Source organism: Nocardioides sp. Root190, assembly GCF_001428565.1.
Taxonomy (GTDB): Bacteria; Actinomycetota; Actinomycetes; order Propionibacteriales; family Nocardioidaceae; genus Nocardioides.
Map to the genome: position 1 here is coordinate 134697 of NZ_LMIA01000013.1, position 16162 is coordinate 150858.

Here is a 16162-nt window from a genome sequence, read left to right on the forward strand (position 1 = left end):
CTCTGCCCTGCTACGGGCGCCGGTCAGGTCGTCTGTCTGGGCCTTGCCTTTGGTGAGCCGACTGCAAGTACTCGTTGTAGCGAGCGAGTGCCTGGTCGTTATCGCGGTCGGCTTGGCGATCAAGCCGCTTGGCCTCCCGCTGGTCATCACGGACCCAGGCCCACACGAGGGCGACGGCAAGAATGACGAGTGGGTACTCGCCGAGTACCCAGCCGAGCGAGGCACCAACGTATTGGTCGGCGGCTGGGCTTGGCCCCCAGTCACGGTCGAGGGCGGTGAACCAGTCTTCGGCGAGTAGCTCCGTTGCACTCATCAGTGCAATAGCAAACAGGGCATGGAAACTGAACACGACCATGACGAGCACGACGCGCAGCGGGTAGATCGGGCGGCGAGGTCCGGGATCAACACCGCACACGACGTTGGCGAACAGGTAGCCCGTGAGCAGGAAGTGGGCGGTCATGAGGAGGTGCATGGTGTGACCGCGTAGCGATTGCTCGAACAGCGAAGAGTAGTAGAACGCGATCATTCCGACGACGAACAAGATGCCGGCGACGATCGGGTGGCCCAGGATGCGCATCGGTCCCGAGTGGACAACACGGAGCAGCCATTCACGAGGCCCCATGGAGCCGTCAGCACGGCGCGCGACCGTTCGCAGGGCAAGGCTGACCGGAGCGCCGAGCACGAAGAAGGTCGGTACCGCAGTGGCGATGGTCATGTGCTGGATCATGTGCATGCTGAACAGCAGGTCACCGTAGGCGCCCGGCGGCCCGCTGGTGGCCCAAAGCAGTCCCGCGCACCCCATGAGCCATGCCGACGTGCGTCCTTTCGACCACCGGTCGCCGCGGCGGCGGAGCCGGCGAACCCCGATGAGGTAGCCCACGGCCAAGAGGAGCGCGACCGGCGCCCAGAACGAGTCGATTCGCCACTCGGTGAACCATTGGGCGAGGCCAAGAGGCGGTGGCTCGGCGTGGCCCAGCAGGGCCTCGGTCGGCGTCGGAAGGGCGGCCTCGGACGATTGGGGCGGTTGGGTACGACTCAGCGCGACTCCCGCTCCTGTCGCGAACGCCATGAGCAGGATTTCGGCGATTGCCAAACGACGGAACAAGGTGCTGGCTGTCTGGGAGTCGCCGTCAGATCTGAGCCGTTGGATGGCGCGGGCGCGCTGGGTCCAACCGAGGGCGCCGAGCGTCAGGAACACACCGACCTTGGCTGCCAGGATCAGGCCATAGGAACTTGTCAGGCTGCTCAGATCCTGCACACGCAGCAGGGTCGCGAGTAGTCCGGAACCCGCCACCACGACGAAACTCCACGCGGCGAGCCGCGAGTACCGCACGACCACGTCGACGAGTTGAGTGTCGGGGTCGTTGCGAATCCACCAAAATGCGGCGAGGCAGCCTGTCCAGAGCCCAATGCCGACCAGGTGGATGAACTGAACGTTGACGGCCAGGTCATGGTTGGCATCGGCAGCGGCATGGCCCGAGAGAGCAACCGACCAGATCCCCGCGACGGTCAGCAACGCTGCAATGCCGATGCCAGCGGTAGTTCTGGCTGCCAGTGCGATAAAGGTGACGAGCGCCGCGAACGCGAGGTTCCATGCCAGATAGGTCCCGCCCAGGTTCACCTCGGTCGCGAAGAATCGTAGCTGCGCTTGAGTGGCTGTTTGGGGCATCTGTCCGGAGACATCCGCGTAGGCGAGGACGAACTCGACGATGGCGGCACACAACCATGCAGATCCGGCAATCACGGCCAATGCGGTGAGTCGCAACTGCAGACTGCTGAGGATCCCCCCCTTTGAGGTCCTGACGAACGTTGCGGCGACGACCAGGGCTCCGAGGGTCATGAAGGTCGACGCGTCACGGATGCCGCGGGCGGCAGGTAGTCCCCACCGTGTCAGCGCCCCCGGGTCCGGGAGTCCGACCGCCGGTGCCGTCTCGATCCCGCCGGTGACGGCGAGCAAGCCCACGGCGGCGCCAGCCGTAAGGAACAGGACCGCGAGTGGAAGGACTGCGTGTCGCTTCCGTCTCACGCGTGATGCCACTGGCTCGTAGCCTGGCTCAGCGGACCGGGTGCTCACTCCAGGTCACTCCGCCGCCGGAGCAAGATGAGCGCACCGACAGTCGCCACCAGCGCGATCCCACCGAGGACCATGGTCGAGACCCACGAAGAGTCACCCGAGGGGCGCGAGGGTTTCTGCGTGCTAGGCGTCGCCGCACTCGATTCGCTTGTTGACGAACTCGCCGACGAACTCGCACCGTCAGTCGCTCCGGCTTCCGAGTCGCCCGGCGCCGTGGGTTTGGGTTGATACTTGAAGTCGACTGTCCCGCTGATGGGGTGGCCGTCGGCCGACGTGACCCGGTAGGCGACCCGCCAGGTACCGGAAGTCTGGTTCTCCCTTGAGTCGATGCCTACCGCTGCCGTCACCGTCGGACCGTTCACGGTGACAGTGAGCGGCAGCGCTTCGCCTTGTCTGGGGCCGAGGGCAACTGCCGCGAACTCCAGGGCGATCGCCTGGTTGAAGGTCAGTTCGATCCGGTCGGGGAGTTCCTTGATCACGGCATTAGCTGCGGGGTTGGAACTGGCCAGTTCGCTGTGAGCCATTGCCCGCGGGGCCAGGGCCACGAGTGCCACCGTCGTGGCGAGCAGCAGCATCGCTGCAGAGCGGCAAGCATGCGTCGATGGAGACATCGGGTTTCTCAAGTTTCTACTCGGTGTGATCGAACTCAGACGCCGGCGTACGAGTGCAGCCCGGAGATCCACAGGTTGACGCCGAAGAAGTTGAAGAGGAAGGCGGCGTAACCGGCCAGAGCAAACCAGGTCGCGCGTACACCTCTCCAGCCGGCTGTGGCCTGGGCATGGAGGTAGGCGGCATAGAACACCCACGTGATGAAGGCCCACGTTTCCTTGGGGTCCCAGCCCCAGTATCGGCCCCAGGAGTTCTCTGCCCAGATGGCGCCGGCGATCACTGCGAAGGTCCAAATGGGAAAGGCGAACATGTGCGCGGTGTGAGCGACCTGTTCGAGAGTCTTCGCGGGAGGCAGGCTTGCCGCATATCCCCGCCGCCGGGCGTCGGGTGCTGCGGCGTTGAGTCGTTCCAGCCGGTGGCGTAGCAGGAAGAGCCCCGAGGCGACCGCACCTACGGTCAGGACCCCACCCCCGGTGATCGCAGCAGCGACGTGGATGACCAGCCAGTACGAGTCAAGGACGGGTACGAGATCACCAGCCGGCGTGTACAGGACGGTGACGGCCAGTCCGAGTGCAAGGAGAATGAGACCGACGATCCACACACCAAGCGCTCGCACGGGTTGGCGGGACAGGAAGGCGAGGTAGGCGCCTCCGGCTGCCACTCCGCAAACGAGAACGAACTCATACATGTTGCCCCACGGCGCCCGGTCGGCCGCGAGCCCTCGAGCCGCAACGCCGCCGACGCTCAGCGTGAAGGCGAGAACTGTCAAGGAAGTCCCGACTGCGCCCAGGACTCTGGTGCGTTCGGCAGCTTTGGGCCGGGGGTCGGTGGGCTCTGCGCGGGGCAGACCGAGTTGGTCTGGCGTCATCCGCGCTCCCCCGGCCGGTGACGGGATCATCCTGGACCCCTGGAGCACTGCATTGGAGTTCGTCGATGTCGCGCGACGTGCCGTCTCGGCCGCATAGGCCAGCATCGCGAGGGCATAAACCGCGATGCTGGCGTACACAAGCCCGTTGGAAATCTCGGCGAAGCTGGCATTGTCGACGGTCATGTTGAGGTCTCCTTGTGGGATGCCGTGTCAGCGTGAGGGTCTACGAGCCCGGGCCCGGTCAGGCCTTTGAGAGCCGCCAGCAGGTCCCCGATCTCCCCGGGCGGCGCCTGACGACGAGTCAGGGAATAGCCCGCGACCTCGATCAGCGATCGTTTCCCGCTGAGGTCATTCTCCGACTCGTCTTGGGTTCCGGGCCGTGGTTCGTCGTTGGTGCACGGCAGAATCCGCACCCAAATCCGACGACGGCGGATTGCCAACGATGAAGTGAGGCCGACGAGGATGAGGATGGCAGCTGCGAGCGTGATTTCCTTGCCAGGGTCATAGGCGATCTGGAAGTTCGCGAACCGCGAAACACCGTCGAAGGTAAGTGATCCTTGACCATCGGGAAGCACCAGGCTCTCTCCTACAGAGAGTGCTTGGTTGATGGGCTGCCCGTCGACCTCGACTTGGGAGAGTTCGTCCCGGTCGAGGGCGAACACGGACTGCGGGACACCGTCACCCATTCCGAGATCGCCGGTATAGGCCGTAAGGAACAACTGTGGGTCGAGGGTGTCGGGGAACATGGAATAGGGGCCTTGTGGGCCCACATCAGCCGTGGGGAGGAACAAGCCCTCGAAGGCGAGTTGCGTCGGCTGTGCGTCGGGGGCCTTGACGACACCTTCGGAACTGTTGTTCGCATCGAGCGGCAGGAAGAGAACGGGACCCGTGAACACGACCTCGCCGCGGCCGTCGCGAACCGTCACGACCGGCGCATAGCCATTGCCCGTGAGGAAGAACTTGGTCTCATTGATGTCCAGGGGACGATTGGGCTGCACTGTCTCCTGAGACGGTGTCGGGTCATTTCCGCGCTGGACGGTGACCTTCGCCGTGAAGTCAGTGGGTTGCCCTGGATTCGCACCCGCTACCTGGTAGTCCACATCGAACTCGTCGAGGCGGAACGAGAGTGACTCCAGATCGTCCACGTCGGTCCACGCAGACGGGGTGAAGACGTCGTATTGCGAGCGGTCGTTGGCGAAGGTCCCTCCCTCAGCAATCGCGACACGGCCCTCGAAACCGAACAACTTTCCGGCGGCGATCCCGACCAACAGGACCAGCAGCGAAAGGTGGAAGGTCAGATTGCCCGCCTCGCGCAGATAGCCGCGCTCGGCTCGCACCTCGGTAGCAGTAACGACGACTCGGAAGCGACGCTTGCGCAGGTGCCGCGCAGCTGCCTCAAGGAGCATGGGGGCCTCGCGGTCGGTTTCCCAACCATGGTGATCCTCGAGACGGGCCAAGTTACGCGGCGCCACCGGTGGTGGGGTCCGGGTGGCGCGCCACAGTCGCAGCGAGCGAGGTAGTACGCAGCCTGTCATCGAAACGAGGAGCAGGACGTAGATCGCAGCGAACCAGGGCGAGGCGTAGGCATCGAAGAACCCGATGCGGTCCAGCCACGGGGCGAGATTCGGGTTCTCGGCGGCGTACTTGTCAACCGCTGCTGGGTCGGTGGCCACGTTGCGCTGGGGGAAGAGAGATCCCGGAATGGCCGCGAGCGCCAAGAGCACCAGCAGTATCACCGCGGTGCGCATGGACGTCAGCGTGCGCCAGATCCAGCGGAACCAGCCCCAACCCACGCGGGCCCGGCGGGGTTCACGATCGTCCTGTTTGCCATCGTCGGGCGCCAGACTCGGGCCAGCGTTCCGCCCAACGTTACGAACCGACGTCATCGTGCAGGCTCGGCAGTTCCGTCGGTCGCCTCGGCCAGCGTGTCAGAGATCAATGTGCCAAGGGTCGTGGCGTCAACCGGCCCGATGATGCGTACGGCGAGTCGGCCTTCCGCATCCACGATCATGGTGCTGGGAACAGCGCTGGGGGGCAGCGCTGGCCCGAAGGCGAGCAGTGCCTTGCCCGAGGTGTCCGTGCTGATGCTCGAGTAGGCGATGCCGTACCGGTCTTCGAAGGCTCGGGCGGCGGCGTCGTTGTCCCGGACGTTGACGCCGACGAACTGAACGCCAAGTTCCTTGGTCTCCTGCGACACCTGTTCGAGGTTCGCAGCCTCAGAGCGACACGGCGCGCACCAGGAGCCCCAGACGTTGTAGACAACAACCTTTCCAGCCAGGTCCCGGCTGTCGAAACGCTTCCCGTCAAGCAGAGTTCCCGTGAATGGTTCGACGCTGATCCGATCATCGACGGCGACCTCGTCGACGACGCCACGGGTCGCTGTCGGCGAACCTCCTGTGTTGACACCGCAAGCGGACAGGGCGCCAACAGCGACGAGAATCGTACCGACCGCGTTGATCCCTCGCCCGCTCACCGAAAAGGTCACGACCGAGCCTGGGTGGAGCGTCCGCGGTCTGCTGCCCGCGCGACCCCGATCAGCGCGCTAAGCGCAACACAATGCGAGTCACACACGCGCAACGATCCTGTCGTCGGGGCCGGCATCATCGACTGCCGCCGGAGCGGTTCCAACTGCATGTTTACTATGCTACCTAGTAGTGGGAGGTGGCTGCGACTTGGCCGCTCTGCTGGACATCAGCCGCTTGCGTCCAGCACGAAGGAGGAAGGACCTGTCTTGGCGCGACCAACCGCCGCCGGCCGTACGGCCGTCACGCTGGCGCTTCTTCTGGTCGCTACGGTCGGATGCCAAGTTGACGCCCCAGGTCACCCCGAACCGGACCCCGTCACTGACAGCCTTCCGCTCCATGTCGACGGCCTCGACGTCTGTTCCGGACTCGAACGCCGGAACGTGGTGGCGACGGATTCAGGCAGCGACCTCCCGGGGCTACAGCTGCCCTGCCTCAACGAGGAAAGTCGGATCGACCTGACGGCTCTCGGGCAGCGCCCCACGCTGATCAACCTTTGGGCGACTTGGTGTGGACCGTGCCGCAAAGAGATGCCCCGCCTGGCCCGCGCCGCACAAGCGAACCAATCCGTTCAGTTCTTGGGGGTCAATACGAAAGACGACCCCGAGTTGGCTGCTGCCTTTCTGGCTGAAGCCGGCGTCACCTTTCCGCAACTGGTCGACATCGAGGGTTCGTTGCTTGACTCCACGAGAATCCGCGGCCTGCCCGTGACCCTGGCGATCGACGTGGACGGCCGCATCGTCGACCGGTCGATCGGAGAGGTCTCGGATGCAGAACTTGCAACCTTGATCGCCACGCTCGGCAACACAAGTTGACGGCCAACCTGTGACCCAATCGGACGTCGGCTCATCACAGTCGGCGACATACGGGCGCTGGAGACGGATCGAACGGTCGTCGTGGAACCCTTCAACCGCATCATCGAACCTGACGGCGCCATGAGCGGGCGTCACCGTGCACAGTCAAGTCCTCGGGCACCGATCCAATCTGGGCGACGACGCAAGCCACAGCCGGCTCGGCGGCTAGGCACAACGGCGATCGGCATTGCTTCCGTCGCCGCGATCACGATCTGCACGTTCATTGCAGTCATGAGCACGGACCACCCCCCGCCACAGTCGCCCCAAACGACGACGAGTACGACCGCACACGCAGCGTCGACCGGATCGCAGAAGAAAGCAGCGGCGCCCAGGACAGCACCGCCGGTCCCGAGCGCTCCCCCGGCAAGCACGCCGTTAGTCCAGGGGCCGCCAGCGAGTGTTCCCGAGAACGGTCCGGCCGTATTCAACACTGCACCCGGCAGGACGGACGCCACCGGCGCAGGACGGTTGGTCACCTACACCGTGGAACTGGAACAAGGACTCCCGTTCAACGCCAAGACTGTCGCATCTCTGATCGATCGAACACTCGCCGACCCTCGCGGCTGGACGGCCGGCGGCCTGCAGTCAGTTCGGCGCGTCGCGGACAACGCGGACCTTCGCATTCTGATCGCCAGCCCCAAGACCACCGACGAGCTGTGCGCGCCGCTGATCACGGGTGGCCGACTCTCGTGCCGCAACGGCGCTCGGGTGGTGCTCAACGCCTGGCGCTGGGCCCATGGGGCAGACGCGTACAAGAGCATCCAGGAGTACCGCCGATATTTGGTCAACCACGAGGTCGGACACGCGCTCGGGAACGCACACGAAGGCTGCATCAGTTCGGGCCGTCGCGCATCGGTCATGTTGCAACAGACAAAGGGACTACAGGGGTGCTTGCCGAACCCGTGGCCATTCCCATGACGGGGACAGCCACGATCCCGCGCACACCGAACGCGCTGTTCCAGCAAGCCAACCTAGAGGCCGAAGAGCAAGTACAGGCCCGCGAATGTGTACGAGACCATGACGAACAGCAACGGGAGTTGTGCCGTCGAGTGGTCTCGAGAAGGCAACAGGGTGATCGCACGGTCGTGGGCCGCGATCACCCCGAGGACGTGGCCGATGACGATCGCGAGCACCTTGATGCTGGCGAGCACCGTTGGGTGCAACGACAGCCAGATGTCGACCTGCAGGTCAGCGGTCCCGAACAGGTTCTGGCCGGTTCCCAACGGATCGCTTGCCTGGATCAATGTCTGCTGCCCGGTCTCCACCAACAGCGTGAGGTAATGGGCGGTCATGTAGCCCACGATGATGGGGACCAGGGAGTGGGCCAGCCGGCCCGGCATCTCGCGTCTGGGCACCCGCGCTGAGCGAGCAGGAATGCTGGTCGCAGTCCAGAACAGCCCGGCAACCAGTGCGCAGACGCCGAGGAGGAGACCGGTCTCCAGCAAGGCCACGTCGAGAGACGTCGACTGGGTGAACCGGAGCCACGTTGTCGAACCAGCGAAACTGTCGAATGCGGTCGATCCAAGCAGGACGGATGTAACAGCGAGTAGCCCCGGCCGCGCAGTGAGGCCGGCGAGGTTGCGCAAGGGCGCAACGACTTCAAGCACACCATGGGTGTTTCGGCGCCAGATCGACAGGTGAGCGACCAGCGTGGAGTAGACCTCGAAAGGGTCCGCTTGCTCGAACCAGTCAGTCCCGAACAAGCACCCGCCTACAACCATGGCCGCGACATAGACAAGTAACCAGGTCGAAACGGTTGCGAGAGTCGAGCCGTCGGGCGAAACCAACTCGGTCCATACGAAGGCCAACAATCCAACGGCCGCGGGCCACATCCCCACCCACTGCGGCAGCCGGACCCGGGGTCGGCCAGAGTCGATCCGCAGCGCTGCCGAGACCGCGAAGGTCAGGCTCCGTGCCGGGCTGACCGCCTTGACAACAGGTCCCAGGGCCAGTGACGCCGGTACGAGCCCAACCCACAAGAGCACGTAGAACATGCCGAACAGTGGATTGACGCTGGGCTCGTCAGGCCCGGCTGCAGCGACCCACACTGCGAAGCCGAGGGCGACAAGACCGAACAGTCGCAGCATGATCCGCGTCACGGTGGCGTCGACGAAGCGTGTCAGCTTAGGAACAAGGAGCCGCGATCCGGCGGCGCCCTCGAACCGCGGCGTCCGCCAGGCCAGCAGGAGGACCGTGAACGACACGGTCAGTGCGGCACACCCACCGATGACAGCGCTGGATGCGGAGATCGGCAGATCGCTGCCCCCGCCCAGCCCGTGGGCGAGGATCATTTCTACTTCACCGTCACTACGGCAACAACGGCCTCGGAGTCGTGCTCCTCGATCTCAACCGTACCGGGCGTCCTGATCACCAACTCCTTCGATGAAGTGCCTGCCGGGAAGTCAACGAACTGCTCGGGTTTGGAGTGCACGTGGAGCTGGCCCGCCCTGTCGGCATCGAAGGCAATGGTGATCGCCTCACCGGGTGCCGCGCTCACCCCCTGGGCGTTCGGTCCGACCTTGCTGCCCTTGATCGTCACTGCGAACCCGGGTCCGGTGGGCTCGACGGGCGCCGTGCTCGTAGCATCGGAGCTCGCTGGCGTCGGCGCCGTCGACGATGGAGTGGCCGTGTTGGAACCCGGCGCCCCGTCGTTGGTCTCGGCAGGTCCGCCGCAAGCAGTCAGGGCGAGCGCTGCCATCAGCGCCATGGCGGGCGCAACCGGGTGAGGGATCTTCATTGTTTCTTCTCCAATCTGTTGGTGTGTTGGGAAGGCATGGCGACCTTCACCGTCGACAGCCATTCGATGGCCAACTGGACTCACGCCGAGAACAGGAGGAGCAGGCCACCGGTCGTGAAAGCAACCATCATGACCATCAGTGGAAGTTGCGATGTCACGCGTCGGCCCGGCGGGAAGACTGTCAGTGCCCTGTCGTGAGCTGAGACCGCGGCGGCAACGTGCCCCACAACGACTGCTGCGACCTTGATCGTGGCCAGCAGTGTCGGGTGGTAGCTGAACCAGAAGCTGGGCGTGAGTCCGGCCGTGCCAAACAGGTTCCACTCCTTGCCGAGCGGATCGCTCACCAGGGCAAGGGTCTGCCAGCCGTAGTCGACAAACAGAGTCAGATAGTGGGCGACGATGTAGCCGGCGATGATCGGCACCAGCGAGTGCGCGAACCGATCAGGCAACTCCGCGCGCGTGACCGACGTTCCCGGCCGCGTCAGCACGCACCCAGCTGCAAACAAGATCCCAACCCCCACGCAGAAGCCTGCGAGAGCGAGGTTGTTGAGCGTGGCTGCCGAGAACGAACTGCCGTAGACCGTGCGCAACCACCACGAGGAGTCAGCGAAGGAATCGAACGCAGTACTGCCGAACAAGACCGCGACAACACCCCACACCCCAGGGACCAACGGAGTGGTTGAAAGATTCGCCAGCGGACTCCTGAGCACGATCCGGGCATCGGGGGTGCCCGCTCCTCTGACGTGCCAGGGCGAAAGCCTGGCAGCGAGTGAGGAGTAGACCTCGAATGGGTCGGCCTTGGCGTAGAACGCCGGTCCGAACACAGCCCCGCCGACCAGCATGATCGCCAGGTAGATCGCGCACCACAACCGCAGGTCACCGAGTTGGCTGCTGTTGTCGTAGACGAGTTCGAGCCACACGAACGCATACAGGCCAAGCGCCGCGGGCCACACGCCGAGCCGGGCAGGGAAATCGTACAAGCCACGTTCGCGGTCTCCACCGCTCAGCGTCAGCAAGGTGGCATGAATCGTGCGCACCGGACTGATCGCCTTCCACACCGGTCCCAGCAGCAGGGAGGCGAAGACCAGGCCGACCCACCACCAGACGTACACCATTCCGAAGAGAGGGTTCGTCAGGTCATTCCGGCCGAACAGCGCTGCCGTCGCAGCGAGCAGGAGCAGCGCGACACCGATGACTCGCAAGGCGATGGCCAGTGCGGGCGCCAGGATCAAGCTGGAGAACGGCTTCGGGAGAACCCATTCGCCCACCGCCCGGGACGATGTCGTACCACCGTCGTATCGCGGCGTGCGCCACGCAGTGGCGAGGATGACGAACGACACGACCAATGCCACGCCGGCACCACCAACGGCTAGCGACAGCGGGATCGGCAAGTCAGCCTGACCTCCGACTCCATGGGCCTCGATCACCCCGCCACCGGCTCCTCAGTCTGAGGACCTCCGGAGGGTCCGCCCGTTCGCGACGCCAGGGCGGCCGCGAGCGCTTCGGGTCGACGAGAGCACACCAACCAGTAGGGGGTTGGATCGCCGGGATCAGCGATGCAAATCCGGACCCCGGTAGCAACGTAGGGCCGCAGCACGAGGAAGGCGCGGGCATCGGCGTCACGGCCAGAGACATCCCGCATCAGTTGGGCACCAAGGATGTCCACGTCGCCGACGTGGTGCCTCTCGATCCGGGCTCGTCCGGCGTGGAGCCATCCGTCGGTAACCGTGATCTTCACTGACCCGTAGGAGGTGAGGAGAACGATCTGCATCAGCAGGAGGACGCCGGTAATGCCCCAAGCAAGGGACTCGGGAATGGAGACGATCATCGCCAACCAGAAGCTGGCGAGCATCAATCCCCACAGGAGCCACCACCTCAGTGGGGCACGCAGACGTTCGCGGTAAAGCACCCGCCCATCTCTGCTCACCGCAGGCATGTCGCGCCAACCACGTTGCTCCGTAGCGGCATTGGCTGGGAAGTCACCGGCGGGGGCGCAGGCAGACCCACGCCAACGCGACACCAAGACCGCCCAGGATGGGCCCGACCGCGCCGAGAGATCGAGATGGGGCTTCGTCGCCCACGACCCCCCAAGACAACAGAGTCCAGTAGCCGCCGAGGAACATCAGGAACAACGCCGGGGGCAAGCCCAGCACAATCCCTCTCGAACGAGGTGCCTTGCCATACCGTGACTCGTCCATCGCAACTAGCTCGCATCTTCTTGGGTGAGGCGGTCGGTGTATTCCCAATGCCAAGGCTCAGGCCTCGACCCACTGGGCCGCGCCCATGTGGGATTGATCCAACCAAAGCGGTTGGCGTTGTCTAGCATCCACTCGTGTTCGCGAGCGCCAAAACGCTCGACTCCGCCGCACAGGTCGACGGCGACCCCCCAACCATGATTGCTGGTTCCCGGCGTGGCGGCGAGTCCCGGCTTGCTCGAGTACAAGCGGCGCTGAGCGTCGAGAGATCGGTAGCCGTCGGTCATGCATGGCAAGTCACCGAACTGTTGCTGGTAGCGGGCACTCAGTCGTGCCCATGCAGCCGCGGCATCTCCCCGCAAGTGGAACCCGGCCGGCAACTCGCACAGATTCTCGTCCTGGACCAACCCATTCGCATCCTGGGACTGTTGAGTCTCCGTCTGGCAGGTGGCGAGCCAATCGGGTTGTCGCTTGGACCTCACTGAGTCAGCTCGAGTTGCACTGCGGCTGAGAGAGAGTTCGCGGTAACCAGTTCCGAGTCGTTCTTGGGGATCCCTGGTTGGCGCCGGAGTCGGCGCAGCGCGTTCTCCCGGACCACGGATCGAAGCATTGTTCGTCGCAGGGTCCTCGTCGCGCCAACCGCCTGGATCGGCTGCCGCTGTCATGGCACTGATGGTTGCCATGACAGCGACCGCTGTGATGGCAGTGCGAGGCGTCCGCCGCGGCACCTGCACGGTTCGGTGACGTCCCTGAGTCTCAGCACCGCGGCCAGGGTTGCTCTGGGCCGTCTTCGGGCTTGCCCGCCGGTGAAACGGGGAGCGCGCAGGCGCCCGATGCCGTCGAGCACCCACCAGAACCGCTCCTCGAAATCTGTGATTCAACCGACCAAGTCCCCGACTACTATAAAAAGTAGTAGTAGAAGGTCCAAATCGCGCCCTGGTCACCTACGGTGGCCCGGTGAAAGAGTTCTGGACCTACACCGCTCTGCGCGGCTTGCTGTTCCTCATAGCCTTCGCCGTTGCGCTCGGAGTGTGGTTGGCAGTTGATGACTCGGTGAAACTGTTGCCGGTGACCGCGATCGCGTTCGTCGTCAGTAGCGCAGGTTCGTACTTCCTGCTTCGCGGACAGCGCCTCGCGTTCAGTGAACGGGTGAACCAGCGCGCGACGCTGGCAGTGCATCGGCACGGCGAGGCGCAGCCAGGGGACGCCGTCAGGTAGCAATCCGCCGCAACCACTGCCGCACGTCAAGCCCGCGGGCATCTACGTGACTCCGGTTCGCGTGCGCACGGCACGGGGCCAACTGGACGCACCACTTGGCCAGCCGCCTACGATGCAGCGTAGTAGTTTCGACACGAAGGAAGCACCGAGTGAAGTCTCAGGTCAAGTTGTCTCTCCTCCTCGTCGCAGTGGTGGCGGTCGTCATCGCAGGATTGCTCGCGTTCGCGGGCCGCGACTCAAGTGACGCGAATCCGTCGGCCGGGGCTTCCGACACCCGCCTCGTGCGTGAGGACAGCCGCGTCATCGGGCAGCCGGGTTCCACCGATGTCGTGTTGGTCGAGTTCCTCGACTTTGAATGCGAGGCGTGCCGCGCCGCATATCCCATCGTCGAGCAGCTCCGAGAAAAGTACGGCGACCAAGTGACCTTCGTGGCCCGTTACTTCCCCCTGCCCGGCCACTACAACTCCGAACGCGCAGCTCGCGCCGTCGAATCAGCCGCGCGGCAGGGCAAGTTCGACCAGATGTACCAGAAGATGTACGAAACGCAAGAGTCCTGGGGGGAACAGCGAGTACCGCTCGACGACTTCTTCCGCGATCTGGCTCAGGGCATCGGCCTCGACATGGAAACGTTCGATGCGGACTACGGTTCAGCTGAGGTCGCTGAGCGCGTCCAGCGCGACGTCGCTGACGGCACGTCGCTCGGGGTCCAGGGAACTCCGACGTTCTTCCTGGATGGCGAACGCCTGCAGCCCGAATCAAGTGCAGACTTCGAAAACGCCATCGCGGACGCTCTTGCAAGTCGATGACAGCCAGGTCCAAGGAGGGCGACCGGGCTCTCGGAGGCCTCCTGCTTCTTGGTGGGACGCTGGGCTTGGTAGCGGCCTTCATTCTCACCATCGAGAAGATCGCGCTGCTCAAGGACGTCGGCTATGCACCGTCATGCAACCTCAACCCGATCCTGAGTTGCGGTTCCGTCATGGAATCAGCGCAAGCTGAACTGTTTGGCTTTCCCAATCCGCTGATTGGCCTCATCGCTTTCCCCATTGTTGCGGCCACGGGCGCGGGGCTGCTAGCAGGCGCCCACTTCGCCACCTGGTATTGGCGCGGCCTTCAAGTCGGGGTCTCGCTGGCAGCCATGCTCGTCGGCTGGCTGATCTTCCAAAGCCTGTACCGGATCGGCGCCCTTTGTCCCTACTGCATGGCAGTGTGGGCTGTGGTCATCCCCATCTTCTGGTACGTGTCATTGCGCAACGCGACGTCGGGAGTGCTCGGAGCTCGGATCGCGAGAACTACTGCCGTGCAAACACTTAGCGAGTGGCGGATGCCCCTTGTCGTCGCGACAATGCTGATCGTGATCGTCCTGATCACCGAGCAGTTCTGGTACTACTGGCAGACCATCGTCTGATTGCAGGGCGCTGGAAGAATGGACATTGACATGCGCCGGAGGCGCTCCAAGGTGGCGAACTCATGAGGCTGCTCCATATGGGCACGCTCCATCCGGCCGAGCAAGCAGCGACAATCGCGTTGCTTTTTGGGCCGTTCCTCATTCTCGGCGTCGTCGTGTTCATCCGGCGCCGCGAAGAGGCGACAGCGACGAAGCGCGCACGCCTTAAGCCGAGTATCGACGCCTTCGACGACGACCTCGCCCCATAGGAAGTCAGAGAACCCGGCACAAACGCACGGGGAGAGCTGGGAGGTCCTCCGCATCGGTCAGGCAGCACGGGTGGCCTATCCCCCAAGCAAGCGGTTGTTGTTACCTTCGATCCGTTCCTGCCGAAGTATGTGTTGTGCGCTCACAGACCGACACCGGCTCCCACCGCTTCGCCCGCAACGGGCAGGACTTGGCCACAACGCCACCCCATGACTCGGCCGACGCGTCTCGGCCGACGGCGACAGATGATGATCAGCTGCGAACCACCAGATCCAAGAACGCCAAACGACGCCGCCGGACCGTCGACGACCTTGCCTGGCTTCGGGGCAGGCCGACCCTCAACGCTCTCATCGAGCGGTTCCCATCCGAGTGGCAGGCTGTCCGCCGGGAGGTCGCGAGCCTGGTCGCACGCAACGACGTTGACGACATCCAGGTACGCATCATCGCCGCGTCTCTACCCGCTCAGACTCTTCCAGGCAGCCGGGTTCGCCCCGCCCGAGAGCGCGTCGCAGCCGAAGTCCATCGTCAGATGACCGTCCATCTCCTCAAGGATGCAATCCTGCGCTCCTCGACGGGAGTCAATGAGGGCCGGATCCGCTTCAACCTGGCGAATGGATACATCGCTCAGAAGTTGCTGTTCAGACGCGATCTTGAGCGGAAGCCGGTCTCCATCCGACTCTTCCGCCTGATCTGGCCAATGTTGAACCAGCGGCGACTCCTGATGCCGTTGGTTCAGCCCAAGGGCATTTGGTGCTTCTACTCATCGCGCCTCGTGTCACAGCTCGCCGAGATGATCGGCGACCGTGCGTGCCTGGAGATTGCGGCGGGAGACGGAACACTCTCCCGATTCCTTGCCAAGGCCGGCGTCAACGTGACCGCGACCGACAACTACAGCTGGGATGACAGCATCGACTTTCCCAGCAGCGTAATCCGCCAAGACGCCCGAACGGCGCTACGTGAACACCGCCCTCAGGTCGTGATCTGCTCCTGGCCGCCAGCCGGCAACCACTTCGAGCAACACGTGTTCTCCACTGCCAGCGTGGAGCTCTACATCGTGATCTCCTCCACGAATGAGCTCAGCACTGGGAACTGGGCCTCGTACCGGCGACAGGAAACCTTCGACCTCGCCATGGACGAGCGAATGAGCAAATTGGTCCTGCCACCAGAGGTAGCACATGGGGTCTATGTCTTCCGGCGGCGGCCTTCCGACAACGTCGTCTCGAAGCAGCCATAAGAAGCGCTCGGATGCAGACGGTCACACCCACCGTTGCAACGGGTTTACAGGCGAGGCACCACGTACATTCAGGCGGCGCCGCACGCGCCCGGCGCCAGTGCCACGGACGGACCGTTCCCTGCACCCTCCGGTCGATCGTGCCCCCCACTCTCGCTCAGGGCACGTGGCGTGTCACGTGCCGGGCTTCATTGACTTCGCCG

Annotated in this window: 17 protein-coding genes; 7 read left to right on the top strand and 10 right to left on the bottom strand. The window is 64.3% G+C overall.

The window, feature by feature from the left end:
* Window positions 1-10: 10 nt before the first annotated feature.
* From ASE01_RS21255 to ASE01_RS21275, 5 genes are all read right to left on the bottom strand, one after another.
* Entirely contained in the window at window positions 11-1963 is a 1953-nt protein-coding gene (locus ASE01_RS21255; protein ID WP_157537671.1) for a cytochrome c oxidase assembly protein, read from the bottom strand.
* Window positions 1964-2070: 107 nt separating this feature from the next.
* Entirely contained in the window at window positions 2071-2649 is a 579-nt protein-coding gene (locus ASE01_RS21260) for a copper resistance protein CopC (RefSeq protein ID WP_056757423.1), read from the bottom strand.
* A 71-nt stretch (window positions 2650-2720) separates the two neighbouring features.
* On the bottom strand, window positions 2721-3734 hold the full coding sequence (gene ccsB / locus ASE01_RS21265) for a c-type cytochrome biogenesis protein CcsB (protein WP_056757427.1): 1014 nt from the start codon (window positions 3732-3734) through the stop codon (window positions 2721-2723).
* Entirely contained in the window at window positions 3731-5299 is a 1569-nt protein-coding gene (locus ASE01_RS21270) for a cytochrome c biogenesis protein ResB (protein ID WP_235536140.1), read from the bottom strand. Before ASE01_RS21270 ends, ccsB begins: the two co-directional genes overlap by 4 nt.
* A 134-nt stretch (window positions 5300-5433) precedes the next feature.
* The gene (locus ASE01_RS21275; RefSeq protein WP_082606283.1) at window positions 5434-6036 is read right to left on the bottom strand and encodes a TlpA family protein disulfide reductase; all 603 of its coding nucleotides are present in this window, start codon (window positions 6034-6036) and stop codon (window positions 5434-5436) included.
* 246 nt (window positions 6037-6282) lie between these two features.
* Here ASE01_RS21275 and ASE01_RS24140 point away from each other — a divergent pair, with 246 nt between their 5' ends.
* Complete coding sequence (locus ASE01_RS24140; RefSeq protein ID WP_162260327.1) at window positions 6283-6888, top strand: TlpA family protein disulfide reductase; 606 nt, start codon at window positions 6283-6285, stop codon at window positions 6886-6888.
* A gap of 270 nt (window positions 6889-7158) precedes the next feature.
* Window positions 7159-7845, top strand: coding sequence for a DUF3152 domain-containing protein (locus ASE01_RS24145; RefSeq protein WP_082606285.1), 687 nt, complete (start codon window positions 7159-7161; stop codon window positions 7843-7845).
* A gap of 53 nt (window positions 7846-7898) precedes the next feature.
* On the opposite strand, the gene ASE01_RS21285 is transcribed toward ASE01_RS24145, so the two are convergent.
* The 5 genes from ASE01_RS21285 to ASE01_RS25615 all read right to left on the bottom strand — a co-directional run bounded on the left by ASE01_RS21285 (window position 7899) and on the right by ASE01_RS25615 (window position 12542).
* Window positions 7899-9218 carry a hypothetical protein gene (locus ASE01_RS21285; RefSeq protein ID WP_056757436.1) on the bottom strand — a complete coding sequence of 440 codons (1320 nt, stop codon included), beginning with the start codon at window positions 9216-9218 and terminating at the stop codon, window positions 7899-7901.
* Window positions 9219-9220: 2 nt separating this feature from the next.
* Window positions 9221-9664, bottom strand: coding sequence for a hypothetical protein (locus tag ASE01_RS24620; protein ID WP_157537677.1), 444 nt, complete (start codon window positions 9662-9664; stop codon window positions 9221-9223).
* An 80-nt stretch (window positions 9665-9744) separates the two neighbouring features.
* Window positions 9745-11091 carry a hypothetical protein gene (locus tag ASE01_RS21295; protein ID WP_056757442.1) on the bottom strand — a complete coding sequence of 449 codons (1347 nt, stop codon included), beginning with the start codon at window positions 11089-11091 and terminating at the stop codon, window positions 9745-9747.
* Window positions 11088-11600: a DUF3093 domain-containing protein gene (locus ASE01_RS21300; RefSeq protein ID WP_082606286.1), complete on the bottom strand. Its 513-nt coding sequence runs from the start codon at window positions 11598-11600 to the stop codon at window positions 11088-11090. Before ASE01_RS21300 ends, ASE01_RS21295 begins: the two co-directional genes overlap by 4 nt.
* Before the next feature lie 267 nt (window positions 11601-11867).
* On the bottom strand, window positions 11868-12542 hold the full coding sequence (locus tag ASE01_RS25615) for a M15 family metallopeptidase (RefSeq protein WP_157537679.1): 675 nt from the start codon (window positions 12540-12542) through the stop codon (window positions 11868-11870).
* A gap of 274 nt (window positions 12543-12816) precedes the next feature.
* Here ASE01_RS25615 and ASE01_RS21305 point away from each other — a divergent pair, with 274 nt between their 5' ends.
* The 5 genes from ASE01_RS21305 to ASE01_RS24625 all read left to right on the top strand — a co-directional run bounded on the left by ASE01_RS21305 (window position 12817) and on the right by ASE01_RS24625 (window position 15962).
* Window positions 12817-13077 (top strand): DUF4229 domain-containing protein, encoded by a 261-nt coding sequence (locus ASE01_RS21305; protein WP_056757448.1) that lies wholly within the window; start codon window positions 12817-12819, stop codon window positions 13075-13077.
* A 149-nt stretch (window positions 13078-13226) separates the two neighbouring features.
* Window positions 13227-13883 (top strand): DsbA family protein, encoded by a 657-nt coding sequence (locus tag ASE01_RS21310; RefSeq protein WP_056757451.1) that lies wholly within the window; start codon window positions 13227-13229, stop codon window positions 13881-13883.
* Window positions 13880-14482, top strand: a complete 603-nt coding sequence (locus tag ASE01_RS21315) for a vitamin K epoxide reductase family protein (RefSeq protein ID WP_056757454.1) — start codon at window positions 13880-13882, stop codon at window positions 14480-14482. Before ASE01_RS21310 ends, ASE01_RS21315 begins: the two co-directional genes overlap by 4 nt.
* Window positions 14483-14559: 77 nt before the next feature.
* A complete protein-coding gene (locus ASE01_RS21320; RefSeq protein WP_157537681.1) occupies window positions 14560-14730 on the top strand; it encodes a hypothetical protein in 171 nt (56 codons plus the stop codon).
* A gap of 134 nt (window positions 14731-14864) precedes the next feature.
* Entirely contained in the window at window positions 14865-15962 is a 1098-nt protein-coding gene (locus tag ASE01_RS24625) for a class I SAM-dependent methyltransferase (RefSeq protein WP_157537683.1), read from the top strand.
* The last annotated feature ends 200 nt before the right edge of the window (window positions 15963-16162 follow it).

What these genes read in the sequence shown, in the direction of transcription:
- ASE01_RS21260 (WP_056757423.1), bottom strand. Translation starts at nt 2,649, where the DNA reads ATGCTGCTGCTCGCCACGACGGTGGCACTCGTGGCCCTGGCCCCGCGG.
- ccsB (WP_056757427.1), bottom strand. Translation starts at nt 3,734, where the DNA reads ATGACCGTCGACAATGCCAGCTTCGCCGAGATTTCCAACGGGCTTGTG.
- ASE01_RS21270 (WP_235536140.1), bottom strand. Translation starts at nt 5,299, where the DNA reads ATGCGCACCGCGGTGATACTGCTGGTGCTCTTGGCGCTCGCGGCCATT.
- ASE01_RS24145 (WP_082606285.1), top strand. Translation starts at nt 7,159, where the DNA reads ATGAGCACGGACCACCCCCCGCCACAGTCGCCCCAAACGACGACGAGT.
- ASE01_RS21285 (WP_056757436.1), bottom strand. Translation starts at nt 9,218, where the DNA reads ATGATCCTCGCCCACGGGCTGGGCGGGGGCAGCGATCTGCCGATCTCC.
- ASE01_RS24620 (WP_157537677.1), bottom strand. Translation starts at nt 9,664, where the DNA reads ATGAAGATCCCTCACCCGGTTGCGCCCGCCATGGCGCTGATGGCAGCG.
- ASE01_RS21300 (WP_082606286.1), bottom strand. Translation starts at nt 11,600, where the DNA reads ATGCCTGCGGTGAGCAGAGATGGGCGGGTGCTTTACCGCGAACGTCTG.
- ASE01_RS25615 (WP_157537679.1), bottom strand. Translation starts at nt 12,542, where the DNA reads ATGGCAACCATCAGTGCCATGACAGCGGCAGCCGATCCAGGCGGTTGG.
- ASE01_RS21315 (WP_056757454.1), top strand. Translation starts at nt 13,880, where the DNA reads ATGACAGCCAGGTCCAAGGAGGGCGACCGGGCTCTCGGAGGCCTCCTG.
- ASE01_RS21320 (WP_157537681.1), top strand. Translation starts at nt 14,560, where the DNA reads ATGGGCACGCTCCATCCGGCCGAGCAAGCAGCGACAATCGCGTTGCTT.